The organism is Lysinibacillus sp. FSL P2-0066 (genome assembly GCF_037969495.1).
Lineage (GTDB): Bacteria > Bacillota > Bacilli > Bacillales_A > Planococcaceae > Lysinibacillus > Lysinibacillus boronitolerans.
In genome coordinates this window covers 2,754,862-2,768,668 of record NZ_CP150202.1, presented here as the reverse complement: position 1 = coordinate 2,768,668, position 13,807 = coordinate 2,754,862, and the positions used below count along the sequence as shown (strand labels likewise).

General features: G+C 40.1%; 11 protein-coding genes. 10 read left to right on the top strand and 1 reads right to left on the bottom strand.

Annotation, left to right across the window (positions count from 1 at the left end; all coding sequences use genetic code 11):
* Positions 1-45 precede the first annotated feature (45 nt).
* Positions 46-282, bottom strand: coding sequence for a DUF2627 domain-containing protein (locus tag MKZ14_RS13810; RefSeq protein ID WP_016993886.1), 237 nt, complete (start codon positions 280-282; stop codon positions 46-48).
* Between the two features lie 387 nt (positions 283-669).
* Here MKZ14_RS13810 and MKZ14_RS13805 point away from each other — a divergent pair, with 387 nt between their 5' ends.
* The 10 genes from MKZ14_RS13805 to MKZ14_RS13760 all read left to right on the top strand — a co-directional run bounded on the left by MKZ14_RS13805 (position 670) and on the right by MKZ14_RS13760 (position 13,806).
* On the top strand, positions 670-1,764 hold the full coding sequence (locus tag MKZ14_RS13805; RefSeq protein WP_036076580.1) for a Glu/Leu/Phe/Val dehydrogenase: 1,095 nt from the start codon (positions 670-672) through the stop codon (positions 1,762-1,764).
* 177 nt (positions 1,765-1,941) lie between these two features.
* On the top strand, positions 1,942-3,369 hold the full coding sequence (lpdA, locus tag MKZ14_RS13800) for a dihydrolipoyl dehydrogenase (protein ID WP_339280126.1): 1,428 nt from the start codon (positions 1,942-1,944) through the stop codon (positions 3,367-3,369).
* An 86-nt stretch (positions 3,370-3,455) separates the two neighbouring features.
* A complete protein-coding gene (locus MKZ14_RS13795) occupies positions 3,456-4,472 on the top strand; it encodes a thiamine pyrophosphate-dependent dehydrogenase E1 component subunit alpha (RefSeq protein ID WP_016993883.1) in 1,017 nt (338 codons plus the stop codon).
* Entirely contained in the window at positions 4,472-5,455 is a 984-nt protein-coding gene (locus tag MKZ14_RS13790; RefSeq protein WP_016993882.1) for an alpha-ketoacid dehydrogenase subunit beta, read from the top strand. The genes MKZ14_RS13795 and MKZ14_RS13790 overlap by 1 nt, the downstream gene beginning before the upstream one ends.
* Before the next feature lie 169 nt (positions 5,456-5,624).
* The gene (locus tag MKZ14_RS13785; protein WP_339280125.1) at positions 5,625-6,968 is read left to right on the top strand and encodes a dihydrolipoamide acetyltransferase family protein; all 1,344 of its coding nucleotides are present in this window, start codon (positions 5,625-5,627) and stop codon (positions 6,966-6,968) included.
* Between the two features lie 121 nt (positions 6,969-7,089).
* Complete coding sequence (locus tag MKZ14_RS13780; protein ID WP_333005227.1) at positions 7,090-8,793, top strand: methylmalonyl-CoA mutase family protein; 1,704 nt, start codon at positions 7,090-7,092, stop codon at positions 8,791-8,793.
* Positions 8,790-10,943: a methylmalonyl-CoA mutase gene (gene scpA, locus MKZ14_RS13775; protein WP_333005226.1), complete on the top strand. Its 2,154-nt coding sequence runs from the start codon at positions 8,790-8,792 to the stop codon at positions 10,941-10,943. Before MKZ14_RS13780 ends, scpA begins: the two co-directional genes overlap by 4 nt.
* Positions 10,943-12,040, top strand: a complete 1,098-nt coding sequence (meaB, locus tag MKZ14_RS13770) for a methylmalonyl Co-A mutase-associated GTPase MeaB (RefSeq protein WP_333005225.1) — start codon at positions 10,943-10,945, stop codon at positions 12,038-12,040. The genes scpA and meaB overlap by 1 nt, the downstream gene beginning before the upstream one ends.
* Positions 12,041-12,201: 161 nt before the next feature.
* Positions 12,202-12,642 (top strand): BrxA/BrxB family bacilliredoxin, encoded by a 441-nt coding sequence (locus MKZ14_RS13765; RefSeq protein WP_004231203.1) that lies wholly within the window; start codon positions 12,202-12,204, stop codon positions 12,640-12,642.
* A 153-nt stretch (positions 12,643-12,795) separates the two neighbouring features.
* Positions 12,796-13,806, top strand: a complete 1,011-nt coding sequence (locus tag MKZ14_RS13760) for an aromatic acid exporter family protein (protein WP_333005223.1) — start codon at positions 12,796-12,798, stop codon at positions 13,804-13,806.
* Position 13,807: the final 1 nt, after the last annotated feature.

Below are 13,807 nucleotides of genomic sequence, written 5' to 3'. Positions count from 1 at the left end.
AGAGCTATCCAGTAAGTCTTTCCTGACTTATTTGGATAGCTCTTTTTATTTTTTTTGGAAGCGTGGTGCTACTTTTCCGTTTTTTCGATCGCGATGTAGTAAAAATCCAGCGAAAAACCCAAAGCCTATTACGAAGAAAATGACCCCAACGATAAATTGCAGCCATAAAAATGGGAATGGTGAAATGAGCTTACCAAATAATGTATCACGCATAAATTTAATGCCACCTGCAGCCATAAGACCTGGAATAAGCATTACAATAAATGCAGCTAAACGGGCCATGTATACCCCTCCTTATTCCTATGATTAATTTTACCTGTGGATGGTAGAATGTCAAGGAAGGGTATAAACCAATATAATATTTTTAGCTAAAAACGTAGCAGGACAGAAAGTAGCAATTGTAACTGAATGTTTAGAAAATTCTTACTTAAATAAGAATATGTAATAATAGTTGCGAAATTGTGAATTTGTCAGTATTGTAAAAATAAGTGGAGCAATATTATCCATTACTAAACAATTTCTTCTTTAAGTATTAGGGTCTAAACACCTACTGAATAATAGGAGCTCAGAATTTGCTGAGTGAGGACGCTACGAAGATTAGATTGTTAGATAAAACTTGATTGGATGGGCATTTGGGGATGCACTTTCCAAAGCAAAGGGGCGAGTTTCATGGAAATCTTCAAGTATATGGAAAAGTATGATTACGAACAATTGGTATTTTGCCAAGATGAAGCATCAGGGTTAAAAGCGGTTATCGCTATCCATGATACAACACTTGGACCAGCACTAGGTGGAGCACGTATGTGGACGTATGCGTCAGAAGAAAATGCAATTGAAGATGCATTACGTTTAGCACGAGGAATGACTTACAAAAATGCTGCAGCTGGTTTAAACCTTGGCGGTGGAAAAACGGTCATTATTGGTGACCCATTTAAAGATAAAAATGAAGAAATGTTTCGTGCGTTAGGTCGTTTCATCCAAGGATTAAATGGCCGCTATATTACAGCTGAAGACGTAGGTACTACGGTATCGGATATGGATTTAATCCACGAGGAAACAAATTATGTAACAGGAATTTCTCCTGCATTCGGTTCTTCAGGTAATCCATCTCCAGTAACGGCTTATGGTGTTTATCGTGGTATGAAGGCAGCTGCAAAAGAAGCATTCGGTTCAGACTCACTAGAAGGATTAAAAATTTCTGTACAAGGTCTAGGAAATGTAGCCTACAAGCTTTGCGAGTATTTACATAATGAAGGGGCAAAACTTGTTGTAACAGATATCAATCAGGCAGCAATTGATCGAGTTGTTAATGACTTTGACGCGATTGCAGTGGCACCAGATGAAATCTATGCGCAAGAAGTTGATATTTTCTCACCATGTGCATTAGGTGCAATTTTAAATGATGAAACGATTCCACAATTAAAAGCGAAAGTGATTGCTGGATCTGCAAATAACCAATTAAAAGATTCACGTCATGGTGACTACCTACATGAATTAGGTATCGTTTATGCACCAGATTATGTAATCAATGCTGGTGGCGTTATTAACGTTGCGGATGAATTATATGGCTATAATCGTGAACGTGCAATGAAACGCGTAGATGGCATTTATGATAGTATTGAAAAAATCTTTGCTATTTCAAAACGAGATGGCATTCCAACATATGTGGCAGCGAACCGCTTAGCAGAGGAACGTATCGCTCGCGTAGCAAAATCTCGCAGCCAATTCTTAAAAAATGAAAAAAATATTTTACACGGTCGCTAATTTACACGGTTGATACATGAAGAGAAGTCGCATTGTCGACTTCTTCTAATTTTCAACAAGAAATTAGGGCTTTCATGAAGTAAAGCTAAAGTTTCTAAAGCACTGACTGTTAAAAAATCACTTGGTTATTGTTTAATAGAATCCTTTAGCACTTTTCTCAATAGGGGGGGAATAAACATGGCTCAAAATTATGATGTTGTCATTTTAGGTGGAGGTACAGGTGGTTATGTTGCAGCCATCCGCGCTGCTCAGCTAGGCTTGAAAACAGCCATTGTAGAGCGTGAGCGTTTAGGTGGTACTTGCTTGCATAAAGGCTGTATTCCAAGTAAAGCCTTACTACGAAGTGCCGAAGTATATCGTATGGCTAATAAAACAGCTAGCGAATATGGTGTCGATATCGAAGGTGTGACATTACAATTTGACAAAGTTCAAGCTAGGAAACAAGCAATCGTTGAGCAATTAAGTCAGGGTGTGAATACACTGATGAAAAAAGGAAAAATAGATGTTTATCATGGTACAGGGCGAATTTTGGGTCCATCTATTTTCTCACCTATGCCAGGTACAATATCTGTAGAAATGTCCAATGGCGATGAAAATGAAATGCTTGTGCCTACGAATGTTGTCATTGCAACGGGCTCAAAGCCTCGTGGTATGGCAGGGTTAACGATAGATGGGCAATATGTGCTGAATTCAGACCACGCATTACAGTTAGAAAGTTTACCAAAGTCACTGTTAATCGTTGGTGGCGGTGTTATCGGAATTGAGTGGGCATCCATGCTTTGCGATTTTGGTGTATATGTAACAGTTGTAGAATATGGTCCATCTATTTTACCAGCAGAAGATGCGGATATCGTTAAAGAAGTGACGAAACAGCTTGAAAAACGAGGAGTTCGTATTGTTACGAATGCTCGCTTAGATACAAATACATTCAAAATCGAAAATGATAACGTTTTCATTTCTGCAAAAGTGAATGAAAAAGAAGAAATTTTTGAGGCTGATAAACTATTACTTTGTGTAGGGCGTGAGGCGAATACGCAAGGTATTGGTTTAGAAAATACAGAGATCGAAGTGGAAAACGGCTTTATTAAAGTGAATGATTCCTATCAAACGAAAGAGTCTCATATGTATGCCATAGGAGATGTGATTGGCGGCTTACAATTGGCACATGTCGCTTCTCATGAAGGGCTTTCAGCTATTGAGCATATAGCAACAGGGAAAACAGAGACATTGGATGCACTAAAAGTACCGAAATGTGTTTATTCCTATCCAGAGGTTGCTAGCATTGGATTAACAGAAAGTGCTGCTAAAGAACAAGGCTTTTCATTAAAGATTGGTAAATTCCCGTTTAAGGCCATTGGTAAAGCATTAGTAAATGGAGATGCAGAAGGCTTTGTCAAAATTATTGCTGATGAAGAAACAGATGATATTTTGGGTATTCATATGGTAGGGCCTCATGTAACAGATTTAATTGGTGAAGCATCCTTAGCAAAAGTGTTAGATGCAACACCATGGGAAATTAGTCAGGCCATTCATCCACATCCATCCTTAAATGAGGTGTTAGTGGAATCTGCTCTCGCAGTGGATGATCGCGCTATCCATTTTTAATTTTCTGAATTTCATAACTAACATATCCAAAAGTGGGGATATAGGATAAGATAGTTATTTCTCTATAATACGAAAGGGGTGTTCGTATGCAAGATGTTCAAATCAAACATGAAGATTTAGGTTTGTCAAATGAAGATGTACTTGCTATGTTCGAAACAATGTTAATGGCCAGAAGATTAGATGAGCGTATGTGGTTGTTAAACCGTTCTGGTAAAATTCCGTTTGTAATTTCCTGTCAAGGTCAGGAGGCAGCACAGGTTGGAGCAGCCTTTGCACTTGATAAAAATAAGGATTATATTGCACCATATTATCGCGATATGGGTGTTGTTTTACATTTTGGAATGACACCAAGAGAACTGATGTTATCTGCATTTGCTAAAGCAGAAGATCCAAACTCTGGCGGTCGTCAAATGCCAGGTCACTTTGGCCAAAAGAAAAACCGTATTTTAACAGGTTCATCTCCTGTTACGACTCAAGTTCCACACGCAGTGGGTGTTGCACTTGCAGGACGTCTACAAAAAGAAGATTTTGTTTCTTTCGTTACGCTTGGTGAAGGTTCATCCAACCAAGGAGACTTCCATGAAGGAGCGAACTTTGCAGGTGTGCATAAGCTACCAGTCATTATTATGGTAGAAAACAATCAATATGCGATTTCTGTGCCAGTAGAGCGTCAACTAGGCTGTGCAAAAGTATCTGATCGTGGGATTGGCTACGGAATGCCAGGGGTAACAGTGGATGGAAAAAATCCGTTACAAGTGTATAAAGTGGTGAAAGAGGCCGCAGATCGTGCACGTAATGGGGAAGGTCCAAGTTTAATCGAAACGGTAACCTATCGTTTAACAGCCCATTCATCAGATGATGATGACCGTCAATACCGTACGGCTGAAGACATTGCAGAAGGTAAAGCAAAGGATCCAATTGTATTATTTGAAAAATATTTAATGGATGCTGGCGTAATGACAGATGCGATACGTACTGAAATCGAAGAGCGTGTCATGGCAGAAGTAAATGAAGCAACTGATTATGCTGAAGCGGCTCCATATGCACAACCAGAGCATGCACTTAAATATGTTTATGCACCAGTGGACGGAGGTGACATGTAATGGCAGTAATGTCTTATATTGATGCGATTACATTAGCAATGAAAGAAGAGATGGAACGTGACGAACGAGTTTTCATTTTAGGAGAGGACGTTGGTCGTAAGGGCGGTGTATTCAAAGCCACTACTGGACTATACGATCAATTCGGTGAATACCGCGTGCTCGATACACCTCTTGCAGAAAGTGCGATAGCTGGTGTAGGTATCGGTGCAGCGATGTACGGTATGCGTCCGATTGCTGAAATGCAATTTGCTGATTTTATAATGCCAGCTGTCAATCAAATCGTCTCTGAGGCAGCAAAAATTCGTTACCGTTCTAATAATGACTGGACTTGTCCAATGGTCATCCGCGCACCTTTTGGCGGCGGTATTCACGGGGCACTTTATCATTCACAATCCGTTGAAGCACTTTTTGCTGGTACGCCTGGTTTGAAAATTGTCATTCCATCAACACCGTATGATGCAAAAGGTTTATTGAAAGCTGCTATTCGTGATGAAGATCCGGTATTATTTTTCGAACATAAACGTGCCTATCGTTTAATTAAAGGGGAAGTACCACTAGATGATTACACATTGCCAATTGGTAAAGCAGATGTAAAACGTGAAGGAGATGACGTGACAGTCATTACCTATGGTTTAGCAGTCCACTTTGCTCTACAAGCGGCAGAACGCCTAGCTGCGGATGGTATTTCCGCTCATATCCTTGACTTGCGTACAGTTTACCCTCTGGATAAAGAAGCGATTATTGAGGCTGCAAGTAAGACAGGTAAAGTATTGCTTGTTACAGAGGATAATAAAGAAGGTAGTATCATGAGTGAGGTTGCTGCTATTATTGCAGAACATTGTTTATTTGAGCTTGATGCACCAATTCAACGTCTAGCGGGACCTGATGTGCCAGCCATGCCATATGCACCAACGATGGAGAAATATTTTATGATTAATCCTGATAAAGTGGAACGTGCTATGCGAGAACTTGCTGCGTTCTAATAGATCACAACAAGGCTGAATGAAAAATAAAAGCCTCAGACGGAACAACAGATTTTGACTTTGCACAATTGAAAGTCAAAATCTGTCTAAATGCCTATCTACGTTTAATGTTTTTAGCGCTGCATCAGGTACAATGACGCCTAGGCTTAATTGATGGGAGGAATAAAGGATGTCGGTTCAAAATATTACAATGCCACAGCTCGGCGAAAGTGTAACAGAAGGTACAATTGAAAAATGGCTTGTAAAGCCTGGAGATACAGTTAAAAAGTATGATCCATTAGCAGAGGTTGTTACAGATAAAGTAAATGCTGAAATCCCCTCATCATTTGAAGGGGTTATCACCGAGCTACTTGCGCAAGAAGGTCAGACATTACCAGTTGGAGCAGTCGTTTGCTCGATTGAAATAGCGGGAGAAGGTGAATTACCAGCACCGCCACCTGAAAAAAAATCAGCGGTAAGTACGGCTATTTTAAATGCAGGTGTTCAAAAGAAACAGGAGGCACCACAGCAAGTAAAAGCCCCTGTAGCTGCACCAAAAGAGGCACGTACAGGTAAAGTACGTTACTCACCAGCTGTTCTTCGACTTGCGCAGGAGCATGATATAGCTTTAGACCTTGTAACAGGTACTGGCGAGGGTGGTCGTATTACACGAAAAGACCTGTTAAAGCTCATTGAAACAGGTAATATCCCAACGGCAAATGATGTAGCACAAGCAGCTCCAACCGCTCAAACAACATCAGCACCTACAGCAGCTCCAGCACCACAGCAACAAGTGGAAAAAGCAGCTGCACCTGTACAACCTATTCATCCAGGAGATATCGAAATTCCAGTGACGAAGATCCGTCGTGCCATTGCGAATAATATGGTGAAAAGTGTACATGAAGCGCCACATGCTTGGATGATGATGGAAGTGGATGTAACAGATTTAGTGACTTATCGTGATAGCTTAAAGAATGAATTTAAGCAAAAAGAAGGCTTTAATCTTACATATTTCGCCTTCTTTGTAAAAGCGGTTGCTCAAGCTTTAAAGGAATTCCCAATGCTGAATTCGATGTGGGCGGGAGATAAAATCATTCAAAAACATGACATCAATATTTCGATTGCAGTAGCAACGGATGATGCCTTATTTGTACCTGTTATAAAACACGCAGATGAAAAATCCATTAAAGGAATTGCTAAAGAAATTCATGAACTGGCTATCAAAGTTCGTACAGGGAAATTAGCAATGGATGACATTACTGGTGGTACATTTACAGTGAATAATACAGGTGCATTTGGTTCTGTTCAATCAATGGGCATTATCAATTACCCACAAGCAGCGATTCTACAAGTGGAAAGTATTGTAAAAAAACCTGTTGTTTTACCAGGTGGAATGTTTGCTGCACGTGATATTGTGAATTTATGTTTATCATTAGATCATCGTGTACTTGATGGACTTGTCTGTGGTAAATTCCTAAATAGAGTAAAAGAAATACTCGAAAATACCAATAAATCTTCAACGTCAGTCTACTGATGACTCGTCGGAAACCTGCTGTATAAGGGTTTCCGATTTTTTTTATGCTTTTCGAGTCGCAATTTGTCATGTAGAATAACAAATAGAAACTACTAAGGGGGGAAGCTGATTAAGCGTCCGCATGTCAAACAACATGAAAAATATTGAATTTGAAATACCAGCCTATTCAGACTGGCAAGATGCAGCAATCAAAGCTTTAAAAGGGAAACCATTTGAGTCACTATTCACAAAAACAATTGAAGGTGTTACACTACAGCCGCTTTACACGCAAGAAAGTTTAGTAGCTAAGCTTGGAGAAGAGCTTGATTTACAAGTTGCCACAATCCGTTCCCTACAAAATGATCAAGTATTTCAGGTGGCACAACAAATTCACGCTGATTCAAGCGAAGCTTTTTTTGCACAACTTGAGGATAGCTTGGCTCGAGGCAATGAAGTTATTACGATTGATAGCCGAGTGAGCTTTGCTTGGACAGAAGAAGTATTGGTCAAATTAGCATCATATTTCTCAGAATATTCGTTTAAAATTACTATTGAAAATTCAAAAGACCCGTTATTAGCAGTATTCGACAACATTCCAGTAGATCAACAAGAAGCCATTAAAGGTTACATTATTTCAAAAGACCCTATCACTTTGACTGCATTTCCGAACGTGCGCTCAGTCAGTGCAGACACAACGGTTTATCATAATGAAGGTGCTAACGCTGTCCAAGAATTAGCCTATGCACTTGCATTAGCAGCCAAATTTGCAGAACAAGAAGAAAGCTTTGAAGCGTTTTCGAAGAAATTTTTTGTATCTTTTGCCATTGATACACAATTCTTTACGGAGATTGCAAAACTACGTGCTTTTAAAGTACTTTGGAAAGCGTTCTCATCCGCTTATGGCGTAACAGATCATATCAAAATCCCTACTGTTGCTGAAACATCATTAAGAAGTTTTTCTAAATTAGATGTGTATGTGAACTTATTACGTTCTTCAAATGAAGCGCTTTCTGGTTTAATCGGTGGTGCTGATCTCTTTACAGTTCATCCACATGACGTGCTAACGAAGCCTACGGATCAATCCGTTCGTATCGCCCGTAATGTGTCATTAATTTTAAGAGAAGAAACAAATGTCTTAAAAGTAAAAGATCCAGCAGGGGGCTCTTACTTTATCGAGTCGTTAACAGCAGATTTTGTGAAAGAAGCATGGGCACTATTTTTAGACATCCAGGCAGCTGGCGGTATCGATGAATATACAGCCTCTGGCAAGCTTGCAGAAGAAGTGGAAGCATCCTATCAAAAACGCATCAAAGCTGCCCAAACACGTAAGCAATCATTAATTGGAACGAATATTTATGCCAATCCAGCTGATATTCTTGAACAGGATACAAATCCATTATTTGCTGATATTAAGCGTATCGCTGCTCCATTTGAGGATTTACGTGCAGACATGACAGCAGGAGATGTAAAAACAGGTATTTTAGCATTAGGATCATTAAAAAGCTCTAAACCACGCGCAGATTTTGTAGCGGGCTTCTTAAACACAGTGGGTCTTGAACCAGAAAAAAGTGAGCCAGTGACAACTGTAGAAGAGGCAGTAGCTTGGCTGAAGGCGACAGAGGCTAAGTATGTAGTGATTGCAGGCAATGATGATGATACAAAAGCATTTGTATCAGCTATTTTAGCTGAAAAACCAGCGAATGTGCTTATAGATGTGGCGGGCAAATTTAAAGACGAAGAAGAAGCTTGGTTAGCAAATGGCTTAAACGGCTTTATTTTCGCCGGACAAAACATCATTGAAAAATTACTGTCCGTGTTTGCGAGCATGAAGGAGGTCCAACGATGAGCAAGCCAAATTTTAATGCAGTAGAAATAGAAAAGGTGTTAACAGCTGAAGCACCTCAAGCGTCTGAAGATAAGTTCATGACTAATGAGGGAATTGAAATTAAAGATATTTACACAAAAGAAGATATTAAAGAGGCTAAACATCTAAATGATGTAGCAGGGATTGCACCCAATACACGTGGACCATACCCTACTATGTATGTAGCACGTCCATGGACGGTTCGCCAATACGCAGGTTTCTCGACTGCTGAAGAATCCAATGCCTTTTACAAACGAAATTTAGCAATGGGCCAAAAAGGTCTTTCTGTCGCGTTTGATTTAGCAACACATCGAGGCTATGACTCTGATCATCCACGTGTAACAGGGGATGTAGGAAAAGCAGGGGTTGCGATTGACTCAGTTGAGGATATGAAAATCCTTTTCGATCAAATCCCGTTAGACCAAATGTCTGTTTCAATGACAATGAATGGTGCGGTATTACCCGTTCTTGCATTCTATATTGTGGCAGCAGAGGAACAAGGGGTAACGCCAGATCAATTAGCAGGTACCATTCAAAATGATATTTTAAAAGAATACATGGTGCGTAATACATACATTTACCCACCAGCTATGTCAATGAAAATCATCGCAGATATTTTTGAATATACAGCGAAGTATATGCCGAAATTTAACTCTATTTCAATTTCTGGTTACCATATTCAAGAAGCAGGCGCAACAAATGACATTGAGCTTGCCTATACATTAGCAGATGGCTTGGAGTATGTACGAACAGGATTAAAAGCAGGTATTGATATTGATGCATTTGCGCCTCGCCTATCGTTCTTCTGGGCAATTGGTATGAACTATTACATGGAAGTTGCTAAAATGCGTGCAGCACGTCGTATTTGGGCACAAATGATGTCTACGTTTAATCCGAAAAATCCGAAGACATTAGCGCTGCGTACGCATTCCCAAACATCTGGCTGGTCATTAACTGAGCAAGATCCATTTAACAATGTTGCACGTACATTAATCGAAGCAAATGCTTCTTCTATGGGACATACGCAATCCCTTCATACAAATGCACTGGATGAAGCAATTGCCCTTCCAACTGATTTCTCTGCACGTATCGCGCGTAATACACAGTTATTTTTACAAGAAGAAACAGCGATGACAAAAGTCATTGATCCATGGGGTGGTTCGTACTACGTAGAGAAATTAACAGAAGAAATTACGAAATCTGCTTGGGCGTTAATCGAAGAGATAGAAGCGCTTGGTGGTATGGCTAAAGCGATTGAAACGGGCCTTCCAAAAATGAAGGTTGAGGAAGCCGCAGCAAAACGACAAGCAAAAATTGATTCTAAAACAGAAACGATTGTTGGCGTGAATAAGTATCGCTTAGCAAAAGAAGAGCCGATCGATATTTTAGATATCGATAATACAATTGTTCGTCAAAAACAAATTGAACGTTTAGAAGCGATGAAGGCAGCTCGTGATGAAGCGGAAGTTCAAAAGCATTTAGCTCGCTTAACAAAGGCTGCTCAAGATGGACAAGAAAACCTGCTAGCGGTGGCAGTGGATGCAGCGCGCGCTCGTGCTTCTTTAGGTGAAATATCTGATGCAATTGAAGCTGTTTCTGGTCGTCATAAAGCGGTCATTCGTTCGATCTCTGGTGTTTACTCTGCTAACTTCTCTGATGAGGAGCAAATTGCGGAAGTGAAACAAATGACAGAAGAATTCCTTGAAAATGAAGGTCGTCGTCCACGTATTTTAGTTGCTAAAATGGGACAAGATGGACATGACCGCGGCGCGAAGGTTGTCGCAACTGGTTATGCTGATTTAGGCTTTGACGTAGATATTTCACCACTATTTATGACGCCTGCTGAGGCAGCTCAAATGGCTGTTGAAAATGATGTTCATGTCATTGGCGTATCTTCACTAGCTGCAGGACATAAAACATTGGTGCCTGAATTGATAGCTGAGCTTGAAAAACTAGGTCGTGAAGATATTATCATTATTGTGGGTGGTGTTATACCAGCACAAGATTATGATTTCCTTTATAATGCCGGTGCAGTAGCTATTTTCGGACCAGGTACAGTGATTCCTGTATCCGCACAAAAAATTATTGAAGAAATCTACAAACGTTTAGGCTATGAGGAAGTGTCTGAATAATGGACAAAAATAAAGGAATGGAAGAAAGTGCGCTATTTGTCATGGACGGAGTAGAGGCGACTCACGACGGGATGCAATATGGTACACCCAAAAAGTTCCGAAAGAAAAAGGCAGACACTCTAAATGTAGGAGAGCTTGCACAACAAGTATGTGCGGGCTCTCGCACACATTTATCAAAAGCCATTACCCTCATTGAAAGTTCAAACGCTACCCATAAAGTACAGGCACAAGAACTATTGCAGGAGCTTCTTCCACATACAGGAAATAGTATCCGAATTGGCATAACAGGTGTGCCTGGGGCAGGAAAAAGCTCATTCATTGAGGCTTTCGGTACAATGCTGTGTGACATGGGGAAACGAGTTGCTGTTCTTGCCATTGATCCAAGTTCTTCTCTATCAGGAGGAAGTATACTTGGCGATAAAACGCGTATGGAGGAGCTCGTTAAGAAGCCTAGTGCATTTGTGCGTCCATCGCCATCGGCAGGTACCCTAGGGGGTGTTCACAAAAAAACACGGGAAACCATGTTAGTTTGTGAGGCAGCAGGCTATGATGTGATTTTAATTGAAACAGTTGGTGTCGGACAAAGTGAAACCTATGTCCGTGGCATGGTTGACTTCTTCCTGCTTCTTGTTTTAACAGGAGCGGGGGATGAATTGCAGGGCATGAAAAAAGGCATCATGGAATTAGCAGATGCAATTGTCGTGCATAAGGCGGATGGTGATAATGTTCGTCTGGCTAAAAAAACGGTTGCAGAGTATAAACAAATTTTGCACTTTTTACAGCCAGCTACACCTGGTTGGATGTCAACTGCCATGCCTGTTAGTTCACTAGAAAAACGAGGACTTGATAAGGTTTGGGAAACAATTGGGGAATTCAAGCAAATCGTAGAAGCAAATCACTATTGGGCTACCCGACGCCAACAACAAACAAAAGAGTGGTTCCAATCGATGATTACCGATCATTTAATTGATCTATTTTATGGAAACCCGCAACGTAAAGCACAAGTACAACAGCTTGAACGTCAAATTTTAAGTGGACAGTTGACAGTTACACAAGGTGTTGATCGTTTATTTAGCGAGGAGCAGGAAGACAAGTAAACGAGTCATATTGAAATCGTAGTAATTTCAACTGAAATGTGTTGAGCAAGTAGGTGCACAAATTGCTTGCAAACTGCTATGATAAGAGATGGATAAGCGTCAAAAACCTACTATATGAAATAGAACTAAATTGGCGCAAACTTGAAAGGAGCTATCGCTATATGAATATGGATTACGATTTATTTATGCAGGAAATTTTAAAAACAGCACGTGCTGAAATTGAGGCAGCTGGTTATGAACAACTAACAACACCAGAAGCCGTGGAAGAGGCGTTTGCTCGTCCAGGTACAACATTAGTAATGGTGAACTCAGTATGTGGTTGTGCGGGTGGAATCGCTCGTCCAGCAGCGGCACAATGCGTTCATTATGATAAACGTCCAGATCATTTAGTAACAGTGTTTGCAGGGCAAGATAAAGAAGCAACTGCAGCAGCACGTTACCATTTTGGAGAAGATCATTTACCTTCATCACCATCATTCGTTCTATTAAAAGACGGACAAGTTGTCGCAGAAGTTGGACGTTATGAAATTGAAGGGCATGACCCAATGTCAGTTGTAACAAATTTACAAGCAAACTTTGAAGAATATTGTGACGAGCTTTAAGTCCATTCTTGCATAAGAAAAATCATTTTCAATCAAGTAGAAAAGCCTAAATAGATCATGCTATCTATGTAGGCTTCCTACTGATCCTCATGTATAGCTAGTTTCATTATTGTTAAAATTTTTGTAATATTGGCTAAATAATTAGCTGAATGCGTGAAGAGTACTAAAGGATGGGAGGCAGTCGGCCTGAAGAAGTTTTCAATCGGCTATCGAACTTTAAAAACAGCAATTGGTGCGGCCATCGCCATTGCCATTGCACAGTATTTTGATTTAGCCTCATATGCATCTGCTGGGATTCTAACCATATTATGTGTGCAGCCAACAAAAAAGAAATCCATTTATGCAGCCTATACACGATTAGTTGCAAGTATTGTAGCAATGCTTTTTGCCTTTGTAAGCTTTGAGTTATTTGCTTACCATCCACTTACACTAGCAGGCATGCTTATATTCTTTATACCTACCATTGTATCTTTAAAGGTTGCGGATGGATTTATCTCCAGTGTCGTGATTATTATGCATATTTACGCTGCTGAAGGGTACTCATTGACACTTGTTTATAATGAATTAGCGTTGATGGCTATCGGTTATGGAACAGGGATTGCCATTAATATGTATATGCCAGACATTCAAAAGGAATTAAATTACTACAGAGTCAAAATAGAGGAGCTATATAGTAAGATTTTTTTAGAAATTGCCAGCTATTTACGGCAAGGAGATACGTTGTGGAACGGTCAAGAAATTATCGATGCTATCAAAGCACTAGAAGAGGCAAAATCATTGGCGTTTAAAGATGTTCAAAACCATTTTACAAGACGTAAAAATGATTACTATGTATATTTCGATATGCGAGAGCAGCAGCTAGAAATTATCGAAAGAGTGCTACCAAAAGTGACGACATTACCTGTTATAGTACAAGAGGCTGAAATTGTGGCAGATTTTTTACAAGACCTAGGTGAGCATGTTCATTCGGGGAATACGGCTAGTCATTACCGCGAAAAGCTCGAACATGTTAAGCGCGATTTTTCTCAGCTTCCTTTACCACAAAGCCATGAGCAATTTATCGCTCAGGCAGCCCTCTATCAGTTTATAGAGGAAATGGACAGGTATTTAGAAATAAAGCAGTCATTTAAAGGGTTAAAGGTTAAAAAAGAGCGCCCACAGTAGT